This is a genomic window from Gilliamella sp. Fer1-1 (assembly GCF_001690825.1).
Lineage (GTDB): Bacteria > Pseudomonadota > Gammaproteobacteria > Enterobacterales > Orbaceae > Gilliamella > Gilliamella apicola_C.
Genome location: NZ_LZGX01000061.1, coordinates 1 through 24,334, shown reverse-complemented (window position 1 = coordinate 24,334; position 24,334 = coordinate 1). Strand labels below are relative to the sequence as shown.

The following is a 24,334-nucleotide window of genomic DNA, read 5'->3' as shown; positions in this document are numbered from 1 at the left end:
TTTTATCAATAACATTTTGATTAGCACGGATTATTTAATTATATATTTGAAATATAGTAACAAATTAAAAAATCAAATAAAATCAATTGGTTTTCTGACTGTTTTTGTGTAATTCTAATTAATTTTATAAATTTCTTTATGTTAGCAATGCGCTAAATTATCAAAAACCATAAAACTAAATACGTATAAAACCTTGTTTTAATACTCTATCTACATCTTGCAAAATGTACTCATCTAGTTTACCTTACTCATACACCAAAAACTAAATAACTAGAGTGTAAACATGACGATATCATTTAAAGAGCAACAGCAGCGAATTAGCTTTGTTAAGCAATTTTTTGCCAATCAGCTTGCCGAGCGTTTATCACTTATTGAAGTGCAAGCCCCGTTATTAAGTAAAGTGGGCGATGGTATTCAAGATAATTTGTCAGGAACTGAGCACGCAGTACAAGTTAAGGTAAAAGCAATTCCTAATGCACAATATGAAGTTATACACTCACTTGCAAAATGGAAACGTAAGATTTTAAGTGATCACCAATTCGAAGCTGGCGAGGGAATTTATGCAAATATGAAAGCATTGCGCCCTGACGAAGATCAGCTTTCGCCAATTCATTCCGTTTATGTTGATCAGTGGGATTGGGAAAAGGTCATTCGCCCTGAAGATCGCAATTTAACTTATTTAAAACAAACTGTCGATAATATTTATGCCGCTATTAAAGCAACCGAAAAAGCGGTATCTCAACAGTATCATCTTTCACGCTTTTTACCCGAATCAATCACTTTTATCGATAGCGAACAACTTTTAAAACGCTATCCAAATTTACCGCCCAAAGAACGCGAAAACGCCATCACCAAAGAGCTTGGCGCTGTATTTTTAATTGGTATTGGCGGTAAGCTCTCAAATAATGAAAGACACGATGTGCGTGCTCCCGATTATGATGATTGGAGTAGCAATAACGATTTAGGCTCTAAAGGTTTGAATGGCGATATTTTAGTATGGAATTCGGTATTAAATAGTGCCTTTGAAATTTCATCAATGGGTATTCGTGTCGATCCTGAAACATTAAAACGCCAATTAAAGTTGACTAATGACGAAGATCGCTTGCAATTTGCTTGGCATAAAGCTTTAATCAATGGGGACTTATTACAAACGATTGGTGGCGGTATTGGTCAATCACGACTAACCATGCTACTTTTACAGCAAAAACACATTGGCCAAGTACAAGCAAGTGTATGGAGCGATGATACCAAAGCAAATTACAACCATTTACTATAACTATGCCATAAAAATATAGGGCATTACGCCCTATTTTTTGACTCAAAACTGTGACTAACTACTGATAATTAATTCTGTACCGGTGCTGATTGATTATCTTGGGGAGTCGGTTGAACATTTTGTTCTTCTGTTGGATTAATTGTTGAGGGCTGTGTTAAGTTGTCGTCATCACTTTGTGTAGGCTCATCTTTTGCATTAGTTGACGGTGTTTGTGACGTGGTTGTAGAGCTATCTAAACGAACATAAATAATATGTTGCTGACCACGATCACATGATCCCACAATTTTACCTTCAATTTGCTGTTCTGGCTTATCAACCGATTCTAATTTCAGCTGAAACAGTGACGGATCTACACCATTATTTTTGATTTTTTCGGCAATGTTACGGCTAATTTCATCACAATTTGATGCCGCCGCCAACATCGGTAAACAAAGTAAAAACATGCCGATTAATTTTTTCATTTTTTTTCCTTTTATATGTAATTTAACGACCATCTGTAATAGAAAATGATTGGTAAATTTACTTTTTGAATTACAACTACAAATAACATTGCGCATAATTAAATATCCAATAAATCTGCTAACACAACTTATTCACAGTAAAGTTTGATAACAGTTTAACAAACCTGTTGATAACTAAAAATCCCATTGATTATTAAATAATTTTTAAAGGGATCAAATATTAAACTTCTCTAGTTATGATTTTATTTAGCTTAAAAAAGCTTACTTTTTCAACCTGATTCAAAAGACCTTGCATTATCATTGAGAGCAAAATTCCCACAAAAAAGCAATAACCCTATAATTAATTACCGTTCAATAGCTTTACCTTATTTATAAAGCGGTAAAAAAAGCCATTAAGCCAAAAAACACACCCGGCGAATTAGCAATTGCAATTGGCCAGTCTTTCTTTTCTCTTAATAAACCATAGCAAACCCAAAGTGAACAGTTAATCGCAGCTGCTAATGGCTGAGTAGGATTTGATTTAATCCCATGTAAATTATCAATGATTTGAGGAATATAAGAAACATACATCCCTAATGATGCAAATGTAGCAACAATCCCTAAAACACGAAAAGCTTTTGGTGAAAGATGCAAAACAGCCTCCTAATATCATTTATTACTTATTAAAGTATGTATTAATTATAACCATTTAGGGCATGATCAGTAAACAACCCACTAAGGTTCAGTAGCCCTAAGAAGATCAACGTAAAACAATCCATTAACTAAATTTAACTTATTTAGTTAACATTCTTTGCCAAGGATTTTTATTTAATCATTAAGTTACAAAACAGCTTCAATTATTTATAACACAATTTAATAATAAATAATAAGATGAAACTAATTTTAATAATTGGCAAAATGATTTAATTATGCTTAAGGAATAATTATTGATTGGTAATTTCCACTCATCTGAATATATCTCATATCGAAAAACCAACAAAGACAAATATCAATTTCATCAATAATAACAATAAATTAAATACTTAATTACCAAAATAAAACAAGCAAATTAAGTTTAATCGTCAGAACAAATTTTGAAGCAAACCTTCATCACAGGCTCAACTAATAATGCCAAAACTAACTTAAAATATTATTCACTGTTGGATTTAATAAGTATTGAATAAGCTTGTTGATAACTCTTTAATATTTTGATTATTTAACACTTTCAATGATAGATTAAAAAATAACCATTAAAGTGAAAATTTTATTTTTGCTAAAAAAGCAAGTGTTTTTAGTATTTTTTAACTCATCGACAAATAACAGAAACAACCAAACTCTGTTAAATCGCTTTCAAATAGAAATAATTAAACAAGTAAACAATTCACTGACAAAAAGGCGATAGCCATAATAAACAGATCAAATGCGCTATCGCAATAGGCCAAGAATTGATAATAAGTGATAGGTTACCGTACATTGCATATAGATTATTAACAAATACTTTATTAGTATCGCCATCATCTATTCTGGCAATTATTTATAAAAATCAATAAACACTTTGGTATAGCATTTCAATATCTTTAAGATTAACGTCACGTGGATTTCCCCCCGTGCAAACATCTGCAAATGCGGCTTTAGCAAGTTCGGGAATATCTTGTTGTTTAACACCAATATCACGTAACCTTTCTGGAATACCGACATCTTTATTTAGCTGTTTAATCGCTTGAATCACATGCTTACGCACCTCTTGTATCGGTTGATTCAAGATATCCATCAATCCCATTGCTTTTGCAATATCTCGATATTTGTCATCTGTTGATTGTGCATTAAATTCCATGATATAAGGCAATAAAACGGCATTAGCAACACCATGAGGGATATCATAAAAAGCGCCTAAAGGATGTGCCATACCATGAACAAGCCCAAGACCTACATTTGAAAACCCCATTCCAGCAATATATTGCCCAAGCGCCATATCCTGTACGCCTTTTAATTCACCTTTAACTGACTTGCGTAATGAACGGTTAATAATTTCGATAGCTTTTAAATGCATCATGTCAGATAGTTCCCACGCTCCTTTAGTAATAAATCCTTCAATAGCATGTGTTAATGCATCAATACCTGTCGCTGCCTTTAAGTTTGCAGGCATTGATGCCATCATATCGCTATCAACAATAGCAACCACAGGAATATCATGAGGATCGACACAAACAAACTTTCGTTTGTTTTCTTCATCAGTAATGACATAGTTAATGGTGACTTCAGCCGCAGTTCCTGCTGTAGTAGGAATAGCGATAATGGGCACTGCTACATTTTGGGTATTAATGGTACCTTCTAGACTCCGTACATCAGCATGCTGTGGGTTATTAATAATAATTCCAATCGCTTTTGCGGTGTCTTGTGGTGAGCCACCGCCAATTGCGATTAAATAGTCAGCACCTGAACGTTTAAATATTTCTACACCTTTTTTAACAATAGTTATGGTTGGATTTGGAATCACTTCGTCAAAGACTTCATAGCTAAATCCAAATTTATCCAATAAATCAGTCACTTTTGTGGCAACTTTAAATTTAATGAGATCTTTATCGGTAACAATGAGTGCTTTATTAAAGCGGCGTTTTTTTACTTCGTCAATCAAATGACTGATCGAGCCAGCTCCAAAATATGAGGTTTCATTTAATATCATTCGGTAAGTCATATGATTACTCCTTAATTTGAATATTTTTTGCTATATATTTACTAAATAAAGAGGTGATAATTGGAACAACAATTGAGGTTATTACTACCGATGCTGCCACTAATGCAGTTGCAGCAGGCGCTGCTTGGGCAAAGCTTGGAGCAACTTCCGCCACTAAAAGCGGCGTTGCAACTGCAGCACCAGCGGTACCCGATGCAGCGATACCTGCAACACCACGTCCACCGCCTATAAATATGTCCGCTAAAATAAGTGGTATACCTGACACAACTATCACAAAAACAGCTACAAATACACCTAATAACCCAGTTTTATAAATAACGGTCAAATCAATTGTGTTACCTAAGGCAAAAGCAAAAAAAGGAATAAGTGTTTTTGTTCCAACGCTAAATAAATTTCTTAGATCTTCATCTAAATTACCTAAAATAAAACCAATAATAAAAGGAATTAACACACCGACCAAATGTTCAGGTTGAAATGAAGCTAACCCCGCAGAACCAAGAATAATCATAGTCATTAAAGGACCTGACTCCATTGAAATTAATACTGATGCACCAGCTTCTTCTTTTGTACCATATTCTTGCATTAAAGAAGCATATAACCCAGCATTAGTCATATCTAACGATGCCACAATAGCCAACACCGATAGTCCAGCAAAAAATCCAGTTTTTACTAATCCATTATCGGGTAAAATTTGGGTGAAAATAAATGCGCATATCCAAGCCACTGCTAATTTAGTAATAACTAATGTGCCTGATTTTTTAAGTACAGTACCAGTCGCATTTACTTTTATCGATGCCCCCATACAAAATAACCAAACAGCCAAAATAGGCACCACACCTGTGATAATACCATTAGTAAAAGAACCAAAATATGTACCTGTTCTAGGCGCAAAAGTATGCAATAACGCACCTAAAAAAAGAGGAACCAGCATCATCCCACCAGGAACTTTATCAATAAAATTTTTAATTTTCATAAATTCCCCTTTTAATTAGCAGTTAAAAAGTTCTTTTATCTTTGCAATCTGATCTTCATTTAGTTTTCCACCAAAATTTCGTGATAAAGGTTCCAAATAATGTTGTTTTTGCTCTACTGCAACCTTAATAGTGGTTACAAAATCATCGCCAATATTATAAATGTTAGATAATCGACTGATTTCTTTATGTAATCGGGCTAATTCACTAAAATCGCTTTGCTTAAAAGCAGTCATTACACCAGCAAAAAGTTCAGGAACAACATTATTAAGACCAGATAAAACCCCTGCACCGCCATTCATTAAGTTCGGTACAAAATACTCATCAAAACCAGAAAATACAGCAAAATCTTTGCGAATTTTTTGTGAGGTTAAAACGATAGATCGTGTATGTGATGCACAATCTACCGTATCTTTAATACCAATAAATTTTGGAAAATCGATCATTAATCGAGCAACGAGATGCGAATCAACATCGCACCCAGTTCTAGCAGGAAAATTATAGATAAACCAATTACCAGCAAATTTAGCATCTAAATACTTATAATATTCATATAGCTGATTTGATGTTTGTGCAAAATAATAGTGAGGTAATGCCATTACTGCACCATAACCAGTATCAAATGCCGCATCAGCAAGTCTTACCATGTCGTCAACAACGGTGGTTGACACATTAATAATTAAGGGTAAATCAGTAAATTGGCGAGCTTGTTTGATAATTTCTAACCGCTCATCAATAGTCATGGTTACAAACTCACCGATAGTACCCATTACTAAAATTCCGTTTATTTTTGAATCTGTTAGCATTTGATAATGTTTTTCCATAGCACAAAAATCAATTTTATTTTGCTGGTTAAATGGCGTAATAGCTGGACAAATAGCACCAAAAAATGGATGTGAATGACTCATGATCGTTCCTTATTAAATTTAACAACGTTATATTGATGTTCATTTCAATATATAGATGAAAAATAAGGCAGTTTCAACCTATTTATGAATACCTAGTTAGCTATTTGTTAGGAATGTGATAGAGATCAAATATTAGACAAAACGATCGGAGCAGAATTACTGTTGTTGAAAATAAGAAAAATATTTATACTTACGGCAAATTCAACACATGAGTGTAATTTGTGACAATAGAAATAACAACACAAGCGCCAGCAATAGATAAAGCAACTCGAATATTTCATTTTATTGCAAAACACAATGGAGCGACTTATACCCAAATTTATCAAGGATTATCATTGCCTCAAAGCTCAACATCAACATTACTTGCCAGTTTGATTACTAATGGCTTATTAAGGCAAAATGAAGGAAAATACTTTTTAGGACTTGCTTTTTACGAATTTGGCAATAAAGCAATTGAACAATTTGATATAAAAGAGCTAGCCATTGAGCCTCTTTCATTTTTGCGAGATAAAACACAACTTGCTTGCCATTTAGGCATATTAGACGGCAACTCAGCGATTTATTTAGCCAAAGTCGAAAGCCCTAGCGCAATTCAGGTCAAAAGCTGGCTAGGTCGCAAGCTTTCATTGCATAGCTCTGCTCTTGGTAAAGCACTTTTAGCATGGGAACCTGAACAGCGTATTGATGAGTTATATCCAAACGAAAACTTAGTGATTAAAACACAAAACACAATTACCACAAAAACGGCATACAAAAAGGAACTTAAAAAAATACGCGAACAAGGTTGGGCATTTGATAACGCCGAAGACTTTGACGAAGTGACCTGCTTAGCGGCACCAGTTTATGATAAAAGTGGCAAAGTCATTGCCGCAATTAGCACATCAGGGGTTCGATTTCAAATGCCAAGTGAAAGAATCAACGAGTTTGTTCAATATTTACTGAGTGCAACAAAAATGCTATCTGACAAAATAAAAAGCTAATCTATTTTATTTATCCATATTCAGTTGCCGATCAAAATGACCAAAACTTAACCTAATGGTGCCAAGTTCGTCACCAAAATCGGCACCTTGCGATACAATTATCCCTTTTGACAGCAATTGATTAAGCAAGGTTGATTCTTGCGCTAGCGTGCTCACGGGCAAATGAGCATACAGATGAAAACCACCCAACGGCGCTTGATAAATAATGTCGCCACCAAAATAGCTATCTAACCACTGCATTAACTGTTCAGCTTTGATTTGTAGCGCTTGACGTAATTGTTGTTGATGTGAAACATGATAACGTTGTAAATATTCTTGAGCTAATAATTGTGGCAATATACTTAAACCTGAATCAATATGGTGACGAATTTTGGCTAAATTTTCGATAATATTATGCGGAGCTAACATCCACCCGACACGAATATTACGCCCAATATATTTTGATAACGACCCTAAATAGATAACTTGGTTATGCTGATCATACTTTTTAATTGGCGTTACAGCTAAATCAGGAGTAAATGCTAGACGGCTATAAGCATCATCTTCAACAATCCCGATACATTGTAGTCGGCAAAATGCCAATATTGCCAACTTTCGCTCATTGCTCATAACAAACCCTGTTGGATTTTGAAAAATAGGATTTAAAAATAACCATTTTATTTGATGTTGCCGTACACAATTTGATAGGCTATCAAGCGTTATGCCTTCATTATCGCATTCAATACCATATAAACGTAATCCCGCTGCTTGAAACAAAGGTAATGAGTAAAAATAAGAAGGAGACTCTATACCAACTGCATCGCCAGGTTTAAGTAAGCCCTGTGTAATAAGAAATAATGATTGTTGCGTACCTGATGTAATTAAAATTTCATTAATATCAACTTGCATAGCAAACTGGCTTTGCATATAAAGTGCAATTTGTGCTTTAAGCGATGGCAAACCTAATTGCAACATATCACTGTTTTTTTCGTGCATAATTAATTCATTTAACGAAATATTTGGCAACTGGAGCTTGGGGATTAAATGTGTTGGTAAATCACCATTAGCCAGATCACAAATACACAATTGTTGTTCGCGAATTTGTGCTACTTTTTGCTGATAAAATGATTGTTTATTATGATAAAAATGTGCAGGTAAACGCCAATTAATCGATGAATAAGTTTGCATGCCCCATTTTTGCTTATTAACATAGGTGCCACTCCCTTGACGGCGGATCAGCACCCCCCGTTCTGTTAACAACTCCAGCGCATGAACCACGGTTGAGCGATTAACACATAATTTTTTTGCCAGATCACGTTCTGAAGGTAGCCTTTCACCCGCGAACAACACGCCCTGCTCAATATAGTGTTCTATTAGCTGCGTCACCTTTTTAAAAAGCGCTCCAGTAAATGGTACCAGTTTTTGTTTATCCCACATTATTATTCCACTTTAATGGTTTAGCCCGTTTTTTAATTATTTTTGTTACAGCAAATTTACCCAAAATTGGATGGTTTTATTATAGTCCAATTGGCTGTTTTTTATTGTGCTTTATTTTTGAATAATACTCCACACGAATTAAAGTTAAACAATATTGCCATTATAAACCTAAAAAGGAGTAAAAGATGAACCAAGTTACAGGCACACAAACCGTTAAACGAGGCATGGCACAAATGCAAAAAGGCGGTGTAATTATGGATGTTGTTAATGCAGAACAAGCCAAAATTGCCGAACAAGCTGGCGCAGTTGCAGTGATGGCACTAGAACGAGTACCGTCGGATATCCGCTCGGCTGGTGGCGTAGCTAGAATGGCTGACCCAACCATTGTTGAGCAAGTGATGAACGCTGTGAGTATACCTGTTATGGCTAAAGCTCGAATTGGCCATATTATTGAAGCCCGTATTCTAGAATCGATGGGCGTTGATTATATTGATGAAAGCGAGGTATTAACCCCTGCCGATGAACAGTACCACTTACTTAAAGATGAATTTACCGTACCATTTGTTTGTGGATGCCGTGATTTAGGTGAAGCACTACGCCGAATTGGCGAAGGTGCATCAATGCTACGCACCAAAGGTGAACCCGGCACGGGTAACATTGTTGAAGCTGTGCGCCACATGCGTAAAGTCAATGAACAAATCCGCCTAGTGGTCAGTAAATCAAAAGATGAATTAATGACCTTTTCCAAAGAAATAAATGCACCTTACGAACTGATTTTACAAATCAAACAGCAAGGAAAATTACCCGTTGTTAATTTTGCCGCAGGCGGCATAGCAACCCCCGCCGATGCGGCATTAATGATGCAACTTGGTGCCGATGGTATTTTTGTTGGATCTGGAATTTTTAAATCACAAAACCCTGAAAAATTTGCCAAAGCCATTGTACAAGCCACGACTTATTTTGATGATTATCCACGCTTAGCTCAGCTTTCAAAAGGTTTAGGCGAAGCAATGAAAGGCATTGAAATTAGCACACTGACTCAATCTGAAAGAATGCAAGATCGGGGTTGGTAATAATGTATTCATCAAAACCAAGTATCAAGCATATTGGTGTGCTCAATTTACAAGGTGCGGTAAGTGAGCATATGACAATGTTAAGTAGTATCAACAATGTACAAACGTCTTTAGTTCAGAAAGCTGAACAATTAGCAAGGTTAGATGGTTTAATTATTCCAGGTGGAGAATCCACAACAATCAGCCGTTTAATCAAACAAAATGGGCTTTTAACACCCATTCAACAATTTGCTAAACAAGGCAAAGGTATTTTTGGCACTTGTGCTGGGCTTGTGCTTTGCGGTAAAAGCACAACACATAACGAAGTAGAGTTATTAAATTTAATCGATATAAGTGTTGAAAGAAATGGATTTGGACGCCAAGTTAACAGCTTTGAAACAACCTTAGATATACCAGTTGTTGGTCTACAAATACCCGCTGTATTTATTCGAGCCCCCTATATTGCCAAAGCAGGAAAAGCTGTTCAGCAACTCGCATTTGTCCAACAGCATTGTATTATGGCAGAACAAAACAATATCCTAGTTTGCGCCTTTCACCCCGAACTAACTAATGATAATCGCATTATGCGTTACTTTGTTGATAAATGCTAAATTAAATAAGGGATTTTATATAAAATCCCTAAAGGCTATCCTTATCTAATAGCTAATTGTCCTTTAAATTCCCAATAGATTTTTACTGTCATTATAAACGCACCCGCCTACACGGCGGTAAACTGTATCCTTTCTTTGATAAAGACTTTATTATATTTCTAAACCGCCTACACGGCGGTAAACGATATAATCCCATTTATTGCCGCCTGAAGGTGTTTCTAAACCGCCTACACGGCGGTAAACCTCGATAAAATGAAACCACTTTATTCGTAACATTTCTAAACCGCCTACACGGCGGTAAACAGACATTTTTCAGCATTTATTTTTTTGCGTCTTTCTAAACCGCCTACACGGCGGTAAACTACGATTTCTCTCACGACGAGCACCGCGTTTATTTCTAAACCGCCTACACGGCGGTAAACATACAATTATCGACGGCTTAAATTATATCCCGTTTCTAAACCGCCTACACGGCGGTAAACATTTACCGAGTTCTCCAGTTCGTTCCACGGGTTTTCTAAACCGCCTACACGGCGGTAAACAAATTTTTAATTGTTACCAATTCAGCTGTAACTTTCTAAACCGCCTACACGGCGGTAAACATGACAATTCAATCAATCGACTTAGCCGATCTTTTCTAAACCGCCTACACGGCGGTAAACACATGGTAAGTAACATCATCTTCACAAATAATTTTCTAAACCGCCTACACGGCGGTAAACAATTCTGACACTGTTACAACAACTTGACCCATTTTCTAAACCGCCTACACGGCGGTAAACAATTTATCTGATTACTTATCTCAGCTTGCTAGTTTCTAAACCGCCTACACGGCGGTAAACTAGAAACGAATATACTATAAACTTTGTTTAGCAAAAGGCAAATAGGATTTTTTTCTTCAAAAACCCTTTTTGAAAAGGTTTTATAACCAATTGTTTTTATTAGTTTTAATTTTTTGTTAAAAAAAAGGGTAGCAAGTTTTTAAATTTTTATATGATAACTTAATTTTTCACCAAAAAACATCAGATACCACATTGGTTTTATTTCTATTTTAAGATAAAACCAAGGGATAAAAAATTAATGACACTAAATCAATCAATAATAAGATATCTAACCAAATAGTTTCTTGCAATTTGCTGCACAATGCCCATACTGCTATAATTTTGTTATCTTTCAAACTTGGATCTCTATTATGTACATCATCTATGGCATTAAAAACTGCAATACAATGAAAAAGGCCTTTACTTGGCTTGATGATCACCATGTCAGTTATCAATTTCATAATTATAAAACTGATGGTCTTTCTGAAGATCTTTTAGATATTTTTTTGCAATTAGTCGATTGGCAAAGTTTACTTAATACCCGAGGAACAACTTGGCGAAAATTAGATGAGTCCGTCCGTTCACAAATAAATGATGTGCAATCTGCAAAAAAGATTATGTTAACCAACCCATCCATTTTAAAACGCCCTTTGCTTATTGACGGTGGCAAGCGTGCTGTGTTGGGGTTTTCAAATGAACTTTATTCGCAATTTATTTCGCAATCTAAATAAAATCGAGACTATTATGACTGAACCTGTTATTGCGCTAACCAAAGCACTCATTGCTGAAAAATCAATAAGCCCTGACGATAAAAACTGTCAAAAGATGATTATTGAGCGATTAAAACCGCTTGGTTTTATTATTGAAGAAGTGAATATTGGGCAAACCAAAAATTTATGGGCTTATCATGGTGATGCCACCTGTAAAACTCTTATGTTTGCTGGACATACCGATGTTGTGCCAGTTGGTGATGAAAGCAAATGGCTATACCCGCCGTTTACACCGACCATTGATGAACACGGTGTGCTTTATGGTCGTGGCGCATCTGATATGAAAAGTGGTGTTGCAGCAATGGTTTGTGCCGCAGAAGATTTTGTTAAGCAATACCCAAATCATGCTGGGCGAGTGGCCTTTTTAATTACATCAGATGAAGAAGCCGATGCAAGCGATGGCACAATTAAAGTCGTTGATTTGCTTATTAAACGAAAAGAACGTGTTGATTACTGTATTGTAGGCGAACCATCCAGTGACGTTGTACTTGGTGATCAGATTAAAAATGGACGCCGCGGATCACTCACTGCCAATTTAATTGTACATGGAATTCAAGGTCATGTCGCTTACCCGCACCTTGCGGATAATCCTATTCATCGTTTTGCCCCTGCATTAGACGAGCTTGTTAACACTATTTGGGATGAAGGCAATCAATACTTTCCACAAACGACAATGCAAGTTGCCAATATTAATGGTGGCACTGGTGCTGAAAATGTTGTACCTGGTGATCTGAGTGTGCAATTTAACTTTCGTTATAGTAGTGAATTGACTGACACGGCAATTAAAACACGCGTAGAGCAGATCTTACAAAAACACAATTTAAATTATACGTTAAATTGGCGATTATCAGGGCACCCATTTTTAACCCCACAAGGCGATTTAACTAATGCAGCGGTTAGTGCCATTAAAGAATTTACCGATATTGACACTAAGCTATCGACCAGTGGCGGCACATCGGACGGGCGTTTTATTGCTCAAATGGGATGCCAAGTTATTGAACTTGGCGTACTTAATAAAACTATACATAAGGTCAATGAAAACGCTAATTGCCAAGATATTATTACCTTAACTGCGATTTATCACCGCATTTTAGAAAAATTGTTGCTAACATAGCTAACATTGTGTCGTTATCCAATTAGTTTAAAAGGAAATAGCATGGAGTGGTTAAAAGATTACTGGTGGATGATTGTGGTGATTTTAATTGGGATTTTTATTAATGCTATTAAAGCACTGAATCGGCTAAGTTACAAAGCGTATCTTGAAAAAAAGAAAGGGATAAAACCTATCCCCTATCAAGATGACGACGACGATTGGCCATCAAAAAATTCAACTAACAAAAAGTAACACCTGCCTTAGCGAAAATCTTGGGCACTACTATCAAATAGTGCTTGATGACGATAGCGATCAACCCACATTGCTGTTGCGCCACACACAGCAATAGGCATAATAATTAAATTAAGCACCGGTACCATAGTAAAAAAGCTGACTAATATGCCAAAAGTTAAATTATCACCCCGATCTTGTTTAAGTAACTCACTCATACGCTGAAAAGTTATTTTATGGTTATCAAAGGCATAATCAGCATACTGAATATTAATTTGCCAAGCAGTAAATAAAAACCAAACCACAGGCGTTATTGATTGTCCAATAACAGGAATAAAATAAGTTAACAATATGGGGATCGCCCATAATAGATAATTGGCGAGTTTGTGTAGTTCTCTGCCAAAAATACGTGGCAGATCTTTAATGATACTAATCCACGATATATCTGGAGCTGGAATACCCGTTAACTGCGCCTCAACCTGTTCGGCCAATAAACCGTTAAACGGTGCGGCAATAATATTAGTTATAGTGCTAAAAAAATAACAAAATAGGACAACCAACATCAATATAACCATTAAAATGAGGATATACCCTAACCAATGTAACCAACTTGGCATATACGATAATCCCCAATCGACCATGCCCGAGATGGTATGAAAAAACCAATAAAATAATATCGACATAACCACCACATTGGCGATTATGGGTAAAAAAACAAATCGCTTAATACCTGGGCTAAACGCCAATGACCATCCTTTAAAAAAATACCCAACACCTGTTGTTGGTTGATTTTTTGGTTGATTGGTTTGTGAATACCGATGTTGCGATCGGATTTCTAAATTATTATGCGCCACATTCGATTCCTTTTTAATAAAAACGAATTGAGTTAAAACGAATTGAGTTAAAACAAACTAAATTGAAACATGATGATCATTGTAAACATACCCCATAGGGGTCTGCAATAATGATCAGCTAACTTTATTGGGTATTTTGTTAAAAATCACATTATCGCCTTGCCTTACCAACCATGTTTTGACCTCGTGCTTAATGGCCTGCATTAACGCTGATTTACCCGCAAGTTGATATAAATTCACGATCAATGGTTGATTATTTTTGTTTTTTATCAATGCTGACAATATCTGCATTGATAATGGTTGCTGGTGGGTTTGATTATAGTGATTCAATCGGCACAGCGCCGCATAAGTCGCTTCAAACGGTCGGTGATAGTAAGCAAATCCAGCCAGTTCATCTAAATCTTGCCCATCTAAATCTTGTGAAAGCATGGCGTTACTGTCTTTTGTGATCATCTCGCTGAAAGGCAAATCGATGATATCTTTAAGCCAGTATGCGTTGCGCTGTAGTTTTTGCTCTAGCTTAGCGGTTAAATGCAACCCAGATTCAGTTAGTGGTTTAAGCGCCATAACAGAATAACTGCCACTACTTGCCTGTTTATGGCTACTAACGTGAACCAAAACAAATCCACAAGCAGTCCAAAATTGATAATTAGTCGGGCTATAAGCAAAACTGACTGACAAAAAATCATTATGCTGTGTTTTAGCATGATAAAATAGGGTTTGTATAAGTTGGCTGGCAATATGTTTGCGCCGATAGGTGCTTAGCACCGCAATGCGGTTAATTCTAACCGAACGCAGTTTAGCTGCCAACCGTTCTCCCGCATGTGCAACAAGCGATTGCGCAACTAAATTGCCTTTAGGTCGACGAGCTCCTTTCCACACTTCATCGATCAGAATGTCGGGCAAGTTACCTTCATCAACGGTGAGCGCTGCAGCAACTTGCTCATTGCAAATTGTCGCCTGCCAAACCGACAAGTTTTGTGCGTCAAACAAGCGCCTTAAATCCGTTAATGTGGTTTGATAATGCGCGATTTTTAATAAATAAAAGATAGATCTTAATGCATTAATATCATTGCGTTCAATCTTTGAATATTGTGCTAATAACACATTGAGCTCGGAGCCAGCTTTTTGCTCTAATAAACCATTTAGCAACAACCGATCACTAAATTGCTCCAACTTATCACCCGCATGCCAACGAATAGGTGTGTGTAGGTAGAAATATTGACATGAATTGTCTAACAACAATTTCAACAAAAAGCCCTGCCCAGTACCTTCATAACCTTCAGCTGTAGTAGTTAATAACACTCGGCTATTATTGGCAATTGCCTGTTGTAGCAATTTTTTTAGCATTGGCAAAGGGATCATTGCTGCTTCATCAATAATCAAATAATCCGCAAAATTATTATGAGAACATGCAATTAATTCATCAGGAGCAAAAAAGGGGGTATTCGGCTTAGCAAAAGTAAAAAAGGTAGTTAATGCTGATTTATTGGGTGCAGTAACAATGCAACGCCGATAGTGGCTAAACTGCCCAGCTAATGCTGATTTTCCTCGCCCACGTTTGGCAACTACAACACTAATAGGCTTATTGCTGTTTAACAATTGCTTTAACGTGTTTTGTTGTTCGGTTAAATCGCAATAATTTTCGGTAATAACGGGTAAAGATGGAATCGAGAATGTCGCGGGTTGGGGAAAATATCTGCAATTAGAAGATAAACCACATTCCGCCAAGGTCTGCATTAAATGTGCAATAAAATTAGGTACAGTAATAGCGGTTGGATTTTCGTTCCAGCGCAAGCTGTCCTGATCATGCCAACGGGAAAAGTCGTTAGGTAATAACAAAATTAGCATACTACCTTTAACGAGTGTGCCAACCAGCATAGCAAAGGCATCAAGATTGAATCCTGCTGTTGCATCAAATATAGCATGTCGAAACTGGCGCCCTAATAACTTTTTTGTTTGGTTAGGGGGAAGCATATTAAAAACAAATTCATTTGGGCAATTAGCCTGCGAGGTGATCGTTAGCCAATCTCCAGCATAATTACCGATAATATGACTAAGTTGTGCAAATAATTGCCTAGCTTCACCCTGTAGCACCCATAGCGTTCTTGTGCTGTTGGCGTTGTACATAGACTAACTTTTTCCAATCAATAACGACAACAAACCAGCCGCAATCAACGGACCAACAGGAATGCCTTTGAAAAAAGCCACACCAACTAATGTGCCAATAATTAAGCCATTAATAATGGTTGGGTGTGCTCCCATTAGCGATACACCACGGGTACCAAGCCACGATACCAAAATACCCACAAAGATTGCCAATAAAGATTGCCAAGAGGTAAACGATTTGGCAAGATCGCCAATCTTTAATGATCCATCCGCCAATGGCACCATCATAGCTGCCGTTAAAATAACAATACCGATAGTTAAACCATATTGATTTAAAAATGGAAAGTAAACAGCTAATGGCGTTAGCTTAAATAATAACAATAATAGTACTGCAAATGTCACTGTGTTATTATGTGTTAAATAACACAGTGCGGCTAACCCTAAAAGAAGAAAAAAAGAAATATCAAACTGCGCAAACATTACAAAGGAACACCTATACGTTTTGCCACTTCTTCATAGGCTTCAATTACGCCACCTAAACCTTGTCGAAAGCGATCTTTATCCATTTTTTTTAGTGTATCTTTTTCCCATAAACGACAACCATCGGGTGAAAACTCGTCACCTAAGGTAATTTCATTGTTAAATAAGCCAAACTCAAGTTTGTAATCAACCAATATTAGCCCCGCTTTATCAAATAAATCAGTTAAAATTGTGTTAATTTTAAAACTGAGCTCTTTCATTTTAACTAATTGATCTTCACTAGCCCAGCCAAAGGCTTTGCAATGCGATTCATTTACCATTGGATCATGCAATGCATCGTTTTTGAGAAATAATTCAAATGTAGGAGGATTTAAAACTTTGCCTTCCTCAACACCTAAACGTTTAACTAAAGATCCCGCTGCACGATTACGCACCACGCATTCCACAGGTACCATTTGTAGCTTTTTAACTAACACTTCATTATCTGATAGTAAAGCTTCAACTTGGGTTGGAATACCTGCTTCACGCAATTGAGTCATAATAAAATAGTTAAATTTATTATTAACCATTCCTTTACGTTCTAACTGTTCAATACGTAAACCATCAAATGCCGATGTATCATTGCGAAACTCAAGGATTAATAAATCAGGGTTTTCGGTTGTATATACCGTTTTTGCTTTACCACGATAAAGCTCAGCCAACTTTTTCATGCTTATAACCTTATATCAAATTGCCAATAAAGAATTAAGGAGCTATTCGCTCCTTAAATTCCAAACTTATTATTGATTTTCACCACTCACGGCTGTTGCGGGTTTCTTGCCCTCGGTCTTGTCTTTCGCAGCATCATCACTTTGCGCTTTTGGTGGTACAACGCGCAATGAATCTGGTGCAACATCATCCATTATGCCATTAAATAAGCCAACAACATAACGCTGTACTTCAATAGGCTGCGAAGTTAAATCATCAGCCCCACGTGTTAGCGAAAGCGTTGAAATCACTATCGTTTCGGTATCACCCACTAATTGTCGTTTGAATGAATAAGCCGCTTCAACGGTTTGATCTTCATCTGCACGTACCATAAATGCTTTGCCAGTTTTTAGCGTATTATGATCTTGACTAACAATGGAGATATTTCTTTTGCTTAAACTATTCGGGATACGCTCCCACACGTTATAACTTAATGGCACGTTAAACGTCACCGCGCCGTTATTATAAATTGCAAAGGCTTCTTGAATAGTCGGAATCGGTAAAATGGGTGGGCGGATATCCACTCGTTTGCCTAAATCACCGCTAAGTTCAGCATTATTAACATAAAATTCACCGCTTTCAGCTGGCACAGAAATGCCATCAGGAATAATTAGCGGTTTTAATGTAGGCGCTTTAAGGTAATCTTCATTTCCATCGACTTCACGCTTATAGTTTTGATTGCTCCCACAGCCAACAAGAAATAAAGAAGTCATAATGGTTAAAACAGCCACTTTTTTAATGGCTTTGTTTTTAAATAAAGTTCTGTTCAATGTGTGATTTAACATAGATATCTACTTTTTAAAATAAAGGTTATACAACACTAATTAGAGTAAATTTGCTTCTTTTAACGCTTGCTCAACTGCGGGGATCGATGATGCACTGAGTGATACCATTGGCAATCGAATTGTTGCATCTTGCATTAAACCTAATTTTGCACAAGCCCATTTGACTGGAGTTGGGTTCGGTTCGATAAATAAATTATGATGTAAAGCCATTAAGGTATCATTTAAAGTTCGGGCTTCTTGAATTTGGTTATTGGCAGCAAGTTGACATACAGTTGCAACAGCTTTAGCTGCAACATTAGCGGTAACGGAAATAACACCATCACCACCTAAAATCATAAAATCCAAAAATGTTGAATCATCACCACTAAGTAACTTAAAGTCAGGTCCAACCAATTTACGAGTAGGATAGACTCTAGAAAGATCGCCTGTTGCATCTTTTAATGCAACAATATTTTTGATTTTAGCCAAGCGTCCAACCGTTTCAGGTTTAATATCACTACTGGTGCGACCTGGCACATTATATAAAATCTGAGGCAGAGCGGTGCTTTCGGCAATGGCTTTAAAATGCTGATACATACCTTCTTGAGTAGGTTTGTTATAATAAGGTGCAACCGTTAAACAACCTACAACACCAATATTTTCAACCCGATGAGTTAATTCAATAGCCTCTTTAGTTGCATTAGCCCCTGTGCCCGCAATAATGGCTATACGACCGTCAGCATAATCAATGGTTCGTTTAATAACATCAATATGCTCGTGATGATCAAGTGTTGCCGATTCGCCTGTTGTTCCAACCGAAACAATAGCCGATGTCCCATTAGCAATATGATATTCAACCAATTTTTTTAAGCTTACATGATCAACATTTCCTTTGGTATCCATCGGAGTAACAAGTGCGACCAAACTTCCTGTAAACATAAAATGACCTCTCATATTATTGGTTTATAACACAACGTAAAGAATAAAAAATCTGCGAACAAGTATGCGATATTTCTAAAGTAAATTCAACTTTTGTTACGCCGGATTATCAATATCAATAAAAATAACTTCAACACCATGATTATTAGCTAACCATTCGCCTAATTTTTTAATGCCGTAACGCTCGGTAGCGTGATGCCCAGCAGCATAAAAATTAATGCCGTACTCGCGCGCAATATGAATAGTGCGTTCCGAAACTTCGCCAGTAAAAAAAGCATCCACGCCATTTTGCGCTGCCTGCTCAATATAATCTTGCCCTCCACCACTACACCACGCAATACGATTAATCACTGCTGGTGCATTATCACCACAAAATAACACTTGTCGCTGATTATTGTGTAACACTTGCTCTAGGTGTTGTTTAAATTGTAGCGCCGTCAGTGGCATGTTTAACGTGCCAGTAAAAAGCAGATCAGCGATATCATTACGCTTATCGACCGCAATCCCCAACAAATTAGCTAACTCAATATTATTACCAAAAATGGAGTGTCCATCTAATGGCAAGTGATAACTGTATAAATTAATATCATGCGTTAATAGTGTTTTAAGCCGTTTATATTTAATACCTGTAATGGTTTGTGGTTCACTTTTCCAAAAATAGCCATGGTGCACAAGTATAGCATCGGCTTGTAATTCAACCGCTTTATCCAATAATAACTGACACGCGGTCACGCCAGTCACAATCTTATGCACCTGTTCGCGCCCCTGCACTTGCAATCCATTTGGTGCATAATCACGATAACGGGTAATTTGTAGTTCATTATTAATTATCTTTTCTAATTCAAAGTTGTGCATAATTCACTCGGTTTTAAGATCATTTATATGATGATGATTGATTATAATCACTTTAATCAATCAGCGCATCTTCTTGTTCGTTTTAATCTCTATTTTGCCAAAATGGCTACAATCCTTGCCACAATAAAAGCGCATTAAAATTAACTATTCAATAGCAAATCTCAATGCCAATGCTAGGCGAAATAATCAAAAGCTGTCATAATAGTCTTTTTTTGACAAATTAAGATAGATTAACGTGCCAAACGCCAAATTATGTGAACGCTTTCGTGGGTTTTATCCTGTTGTTATTGATATAGAAACATCAGGGTTTGATCCAAAACTCAATGCTATTTTAGAAATTGCCGCTATTACTTTAAAAATGACACCCGACGGCTGGCTAGAGCCAGATCAATCCTTGCAATTTAATGTTAATCCATTTAGCGACGCGATTTTAGAGCCAACAGCACTGGCTTTTAACGGAATCGATCCGACTAACCCTTTACGCTCAGCGGTAGATGAAAAGCACGCTTTAGACGAAATATTCAAAATGGTTAGAGCCGGCATAAAAAATAACGAATGTACCCGCGCAGTCATTGTGGCACACAACGCACACTTTGATCACAGTTTTTTAATGGCTGCCGCTGAACGCTCAAATATCAAACGCAATCCATTCCACCCATTTGCCACCTTCGATACGGCATCACTAAGTGGCTTAGTTTTTGGGCAAACCGTACTGGCCAAAGCTTGTCAAGTAGCACAAATCGAATTTGATCATAAACAAGCTCATAGCGCGCTATACGATACGCAAAAAACTGCAATACTCTTTTGCAAAATCGTCAATCGACTTAAAACGTTAGGTGGATGGCCTTTAACAGCTATAGATGATAGAGAAGTAACGTCAATCATGGATTGTGAAAATACTTAGTAACACGAAGCATTCATAAACACAATAACAAAAAATTACCGATAAAAAATTACCGATAAAAAATTACCGATAAAAAATTACCGATAAAAAAGCGCGCTTAATCTGCACGCTTAATGCTATTTAGAAATTAAGGTTTATGTTTTTCGGCAGTTTGTTGAATAAGTGTTTGCAACTCGCCAGCTTGAAACATTTCTAGTAAGATATCGCACCCTCCGACTAATTCGCCTTCAACCCATAATTGTGGGAACGTTGGCCAATTAGCAAATTTAGGTAATTCGGCACGAATATCTGGGTTTTGCAAAATATCAACATAGGCAAATGGCTCTCCACATTGTGATAAAACCTGCACCGCCTGTGCCGAAAAGCCACAACTTGGTAATTTTGGCGAACCTTTCATATAGAGAATAATTGGATTATCGGCAATTTGTTTTTTGATTTTATCGAGCGTTGTCATTTCAGTGGTCATACGATTTCCTTTATCATTTTTCGTAATAATACTGACTATTTTAACGTACAATGGATATTGTTCCCACTGCTATCTTAAATCCCCATTGTTTAATGCACATTTTTAAAACAAACAAGGAACAGTAAATAGCATCTGTTTATGATTAACCGTATCATTTGAAGACTTACTTCTCATTAGTAAAAAATAGCAAAAGAATTTTTAAGCTAACAAAAGATTAATACGTTTTATTATCAAAAATCAGTCAGAAAACCTATTGATTTTATTCTTGATTTTTATTTGAAGTTTTTATGTGAGGTTTTTAACGTTATTTTTTAACCATAATATGACAGTTAGTCATTTGATTAACAATCCCTTTTCTTGCTACTACACTTGCTACTACAAAAGCGCTTAACTGGGGGGGTAATTAACTAAAGCGCCACCTGACTACAGAACGTTTGGCGCTTTACTGACTTTGCTTAATCGAATTTGATATTGCTTTTTGCAAACTTAGAATTTTTATCAATACCCAACGCTAGGGATAAGTGCACAAGGTATACCAATTGTCGCCATTCCCGCGGGAATCAACAGTAGCTTCCGCTGGGCTTACCACAAAATGGCTGCTTGCATTGAAAATGTCACTAGTCCAATGCCAATCGTAGTTATTGTTGAAAAAACTAGAACCAATGTAAAAACTAACATCGCCCCACTCCGTACTAAAGCCAGCATCGATTCTACGTTGGCGAAACCAAGAGTTTGATGTTGGCACCGTCCCATCGATGCCATTTACACAAGGAAAACGGGAACCTAAACCGCACTTGGCATTGGTTATATCTTTAATTTTTACTTGACGATACCCCAAACTATTACACCATGCTAATGAGTCAGAATAGAAAGCCCTTTTTGTACCACGATGAACAAACCACTGCTTCAACACAAATCCATATTTGATTACCACATTATTACTTTTATCATAACCCTTTAGTACAAATAGTTGCGGTAAAGTTGGCTTAGCTATTGTCTCTGGATTGCTAGATTGTCTTTGAGCTGCCGTTACCGTAGGTCCGGTAAGGGTGACCTTTACCCCGCCTAAACGCTCAAAGTGATAACCGTCACCGGCTGATGGTTTTGGCGGCTCTACTGTCATGCTAGCGGTTATCCCCCCCTGACTTACCGAAGGCCAACTTAATTCGCTTGGGTTTACGTCATCATCCATATCTAAATAAAAATACAGCCCATTAGCGCCTGTTGTCGGAAAATTTTGTTCATATGTAGCCAACTTAGTTGATTGGACTAAAAATCCGCCTCTATCATTGTCCGTGTGCAGGTTGCCCCAAAGCGCAAACTGATAAGAATGACCAACAGTCTCAAAAATGCCTAATGCACCTTTTGGTGCAAAATTATTATGCAATAAATTTGGCCTTACGTATTTGATATCATCATAATGACAGCGGGTTGATCCCTTTGGTTTGATATAGTAAACAGCACTACCACTATCAAATGTACTATTATTGGGCATGCCATAACGTGTACTTAAGCTACCGTCACTGCTTGTTAATACTACTTTATAAGGTGCATCACATATATTTAATACCGTATTACGATTCACGGCATTATCATCTTTATCGGTGATATCAACCGTTAAAGTCCCTGTTGCGCTAGCCCCATTAGCGTCTTGACCGTCGCCATCATCATCGCCCCAATAATGATATGGCGGGTCGAGTAATGCATTTAGCGCTATTGAATTCACGTCCACTGGAACGAGCATAGCAATATCACTAAAACTATCCCCCAGTTGCGGTAACTCAATGGGATTTGTTGGACTTGACATATTTTTTTGTGGCGTGATAATTTGACCGTCTGATAGCTTAATACTTAATAATTTCTCGGTGGTTGAGATCTTCGTTTGCCCACCATCATACGTAAAATACGGCGCACTACCTTGTATTACTTTTGTGCTTTGCGCGGATAATGCCTGCACATCCAATGAACATAATAGCAACAACGGCAACAAGAAGCGTGGCGGTAGCAATTTTTTCTTTAACGAAAAAGACAGTTTTGTGAATTTAATTAAGTTGCGTGCATAAAAGCAATTTTTGGAACTAGCTACAAAAGTTAAGATATAGGACATCCAGTGTCTAAAATAATACTGCATTACATTTCACCCATCTCGTGATTTTGTTTTATTTTAATTTTTTTCTGCGTGTAATATCACTGTCTAGTTTAGTTTTTAAACAGCTAAATTATAACCACTAAAATTTTTTTTGCTACCTTTTTGTTAATTTTTTGTTTGTTTTTTGTTTAATTATTGATAATAAATGGCGTAACGACTTTTAAGAATTGGCTTTGTGGGAAATCGCATTATTCTATTCGATTTTATGGGATACGTTTAAGAGATTAACGCTTCATAGGTTTTCACTAATAACACACGTTACTGACAAAACTTAAAACACCTTAAACCCCACAAACCTTAAAATAAACTATTGTCAGCCTAAAAAATCATTCAGAAAACCCATTGATTTTATTGAATTTTTTTTGGCATTTTTTTAAAATAAAAGAGAATAGGGATACCAGCAAAATATCGACCACAAATTCTTAACTGAATTGACGATTTAGAAAAAGGCGGTAGCAATCAAGGCATAGGACTACTAGCATTGGTGCCCTAAATAATACAGCATCACATTTCACTTACCGCACAAACCTTTTTTTATTTTTCTGGTTTACCATTTACTTGATAAGATTGTTTTTCAATAATTGAAATTGTTACTTTTCAAAAAAATTTAGCCCGTTTTTCGTCAGTTTTTTGTAAATTTTTAATGGATGGCGTACCTTTTAAAATAATTAGGCTAAAGCGTTTTAAGCTCGTTATTTTAAATGGAAGTTTTTATTGTGACTTTTAGATATGATTGATTCTTAGCATATTATTGCGTCAAAAAAACCAACCGCCGCTTAGTAATGGTAAAAATGGGCGAATTT

23 protein-coding genes and 1 CRISPR repeat array are annotated in these 24,334 nt (G+C 36.6%); of the genes, 8 read left to right on the top strand and 15 right to left on the bottom strand.

Annotated elements, in window-relative coordinates:
- Positions 1-283: 283 nt before the first annotated feature.
- Positions 284-1,276 carry an aspartate--ammonia ligase gene (gene asnA / locus A9G28_RS07720; RefSeq protein ID WP_065566295.1) on the top strand — a complete coding sequence of 331 codons (993 nt, stop codon included), beginning with the start codon at positions 284-286 and terminating at the stop codon, positions 1,274-1,276.
- Positions 1,277-1,344: 68 nt separating this feature from the next.
- On the opposite strand, the gene A9G28_RS07715 is transcribed toward asnA, so the two are convergent.
- The 5 genes from A9G28_RS07715 to A9G28_RS07695 all read right to left on the bottom strand — a co-directional run bounded on the left by A9G28_RS07715 (position 1,345) and on the right by A9G28_RS07695 (position 6,290).
- Positions 1,345-1,737, bottom strand: coding sequence for a DUF1161 domain-containing protein (locus A9G28_RS07715; protein WP_065566294.1), 393 nt, complete (start codon positions 1,735-1,737; stop codon positions 1,345-1,347).
- Positions 1,738-2,106: 369 nt separating this feature from the next.
- Positions 2,107-2,370: a SemiSWEET family transporter gene (locus A9G28_RS07710; protein WP_081301537.1), complete on the bottom strand. Its 264-nt coding sequence runs from the start codon at positions 2,368-2,370 to the stop codon at positions 2,107-2,109.
- 889 nt (positions 2,371-3,259) lie between these two features.
- On the bottom strand, positions 3,260-4,411 hold the full coding sequence (gene fucO / locus A9G28_RS07705) for a lactaldehyde reductase (RefSeq protein ID WP_065580274.1): 1,152 nt from the start codon (positions 4,409-4,411) through the stop codon (positions 3,260-3,262).
- Between the two features lie 4 nt (positions 4,412-4,415).
- Positions 4,416-5,384 (bottom strand): 2-keto-3-deoxygluconate transporter, encoded by a 969-nt coding sequence (gene kdgT / locus A9G28_RS07700; protein WP_065580273.1) that lies wholly within the window; start codon positions 5,382-5,384, stop codon positions 4,416-4,418.
- A 15-nt stretch (positions 5,385-5,399) separates the two neighbouring features.
- Positions 5,400-6,290 (bottom strand): dihydrodipicolinate synthase family protein, encoded by an 891-nt coding sequence (locus A9G28_RS07695; protein ID WP_065580272.1) that lies wholly within the window; start codon positions 6,288-6,290, stop codon positions 5,400-5,402.
- A 221-nt stretch (positions 6,291-6,511) separates the two neighbouring features.
- Here A9G28_RS07695 and A9G28_RS07690 point away from each other — a divergent pair, with 221 nt between their 5' ends.
- The gene (locus tag A9G28_RS07690; RefSeq protein ID WP_065580271.1) at positions 6,512-7,270 is read left to right on the top strand and encodes an IclR family transcriptional regulator; all 759 of its coding nucleotides are present in this window, start codon (positions 6,512-6,514) and stop codon (positions 7,268-7,270) included.
- Positions 7,271-7,276: 6 nt separating this feature from the next.
- On the opposite strand, the gene A9G28_RS07685 is transcribed toward A9G28_RS07690, so the two are convergent.
- Positions 7,277-8,686 (bottom strand): aminotransferase-like domain-containing protein, encoded by a 1,410-nt coding sequence (locus tag A9G28_RS07685; protein ID WP_065580270.1) that lies wholly within the window; start codon positions 8,684-8,686, stop codon positions 7,277-7,279.
- A 185-nt stretch (positions 8,687-8,871) separates the two neighbouring features.
- On the opposite strand from A9G28_RS07685, the gene pdxS reads away from it, so the two are divergent.
- From pdxS to A9G28_RS07660, 5 genes are all read left to right on the top strand, one after another.
- Positions 8,872-9,759, top strand: coding sequence for a pyridoxal 5'-phosphate synthase lyase subunit PdxS (gene pdxS, locus A9G28_RS07680; RefSeq protein WP_065580269.1), 888 nt, complete (start codon positions 8,872-8,874; stop codon positions 9,757-9,759).
- 2 nt (positions 9,760-9,761) lie between these two features.
- On the top strand, positions 9,762-10,349 hold the full coding sequence (gene pdxT / locus A9G28_RS07675) for a pyridoxal 5'-phosphate synthase glutaminase subunit PdxT (protein WP_065566289.1): 588 nt from the start codon (positions 9,762-9,764) through the stop codon (positions 10,347-10,349).
- Positions 10,350-10,504: 155 nt separating this feature from the next.
- A CRISPR array of direct repeats spans positions 10,505-11,191; the repeat unit is 28 nt; unit sequence TTTCTAAACCGCCTACACGGCGGTAAAC.
- 350 nt (positions 11,192-11,541) lie between these two features.
- Positions 11,542-11,901 (top strand): ArsC family reductase, encoded by a 360-nt coding sequence (locus tag A9G28_RS07670; protein WP_065566288.1) that lies wholly within the window; start codon positions 11,542-11,544, stop codon positions 11,899-11,901.
- Between the two features lie 13 nt (positions 11,902-11,914).
- Positions 11,915-13,054, top strand: coding sequence for a succinyl-diaminopimelate desuccinylase (gene dapE / locus A9G28_RS07665; RefSeq protein ID WP_065580277.1), 1,140 nt, complete (start codon positions 11,915-11,917; stop codon positions 13,052-13,054).
- 42 nt (positions 13,055-13,096) lie between these two features.
- Positions 13,097-13,285: a YpfN family protein gene (locus tag A9G28_RS07660; protein ID WP_065566287.1), complete on the top strand. Its 189-nt coding sequence runs from the start codon at positions 13,097-13,099 to the stop codon at positions 13,283-13,285.
- A gap of 8 nt (positions 13,286-13,293) precedes the next feature.
- On the opposite strand, the gene cysZ is transcribed toward A9G28_RS07660, so the two are convergent.
- The 7 genes from cysZ to A9G28_RS07625 all read right to left on the bottom strand — a co-directional run bounded on the left by cysZ (position 13,294) and on the right by A9G28_RS07625 (position 20,012).
- Positions 13,294-14,097, bottom strand: coding sequence for a sulfate transporter CysZ (cysZ, locus tag A9G28_RS07655; RefSeq protein WP_065566301.1), 804 nt, complete (start codon positions 14,095-14,097; stop codon positions 13,294-13,296).
- Positions 14,098-14,232: 135 nt separating this feature from the next.
- A complete protein-coding gene (locus A9G28_RS07650) occupies positions 14,233-16,248 on the bottom strand; it encodes a tRNA(Met) cytidine acetyltransferase TmcA (RefSeq protein ID WP_065580268.1) in 2,016 nt (671 codons plus the stop codon).
- 3 nt (positions 16,249-16,251) lie between these two features.
- The gene (locus A9G28_RS07645; RefSeq protein ID WP_065566285.1) at positions 16,252-16,707 is read right to left on the bottom strand and encodes a DUF441 domain-containing protein; all 456 of its coding nucleotides are present in this window, start codon (positions 16,705-16,707) and stop codon (positions 16,252-16,254) included.
- Complete coding sequence (gene purC / locus A9G28_RS07640; protein WP_065566284.1) at positions 16,707-17,417, bottom strand: phosphoribosylaminoimidazolesuccinocarboxamide synthase; 711 nt, start codon at positions 17,415-17,417, stop codon at positions 16,707-16,709. The genes A9G28_RS07645 and purC overlap by 1 nt, the downstream gene beginning before the upstream one ends.
- Before the next feature lie 69 nt (positions 17,418-17,486).
- Positions 17,487-18,239, bottom strand: coding sequence for an outer membrane protein assembly factor BamC (bamC, locus tag A9G28_RS07635; RefSeq protein ID WP_065580267.1), 753 nt, complete (start codon positions 18,237-18,239; stop codon positions 17,487-17,489).
- 39 nt (positions 18,240-18,278) lie between these two features.
- Positions 18,279-19,157 carry a 4-hydroxy-tetrahydrodipicolinate synthase gene (gene dapA, locus A9G28_RS07630; protein ID WP_065566282.1) on the bottom strand — a complete coding sequence of 293 codons (879 nt, stop codon included), beginning with the start codon at positions 19,155-19,157 and terminating at the stop codon, positions 18,279-18,281.
- A gap of 96 nt (positions 19,158-19,253) precedes the next feature.
- On the bottom strand, positions 19,254-20,012 hold the full coding sequence (locus tag A9G28_RS07625; RefSeq protein WP_065566281.1) for a Nif3-like dinuclear metal center hexameric protein: 759 nt from the start codon (positions 20,010-20,012) through the stop codon (positions 19,254-19,256).
- Positions 20,013-20,247: 235 nt separating this feature from the next.
- Between A9G28_RS07625 and rnt the strand changes: the two genes are divergently transcribed.
- Positions 20,248-20,916, top strand: coding sequence for a ribonuclease T (gene rnt, locus A9G28_RS07620; RefSeq protein ID WP_218057348.1), 669 nt, complete (start codon positions 20,248-20,250; stop codon positions 20,914-20,916).
- A gap of 127 nt (positions 20,917-21,043) precedes the next feature.
- Here rnt and A9G28_RS07615 read toward each other — a convergent pair whose 3' ends face one another.
- Positions 21,044-21,370, bottom strand: a complete 327-nt coding sequence (locus tag A9G28_RS07615; protein ID WP_065580276.1) for a Grx4 family monothiol glutaredoxin — start codon at positions 21,368-21,370, stop codon at positions 21,044-21,046.
- Between the two features lie 523 nt (positions 21,371-21,893).
- Entirely contained in the window at positions 21,894-23,513 is a 1,620-nt protein-coding gene (locus A9G28_RS07610) for a hypothetical protein (RefSeq protein ID WP_141674713.1), read from the bottom strand.
- Positions 23,514-24,334 lie beyond the last annotated feature (821 nt).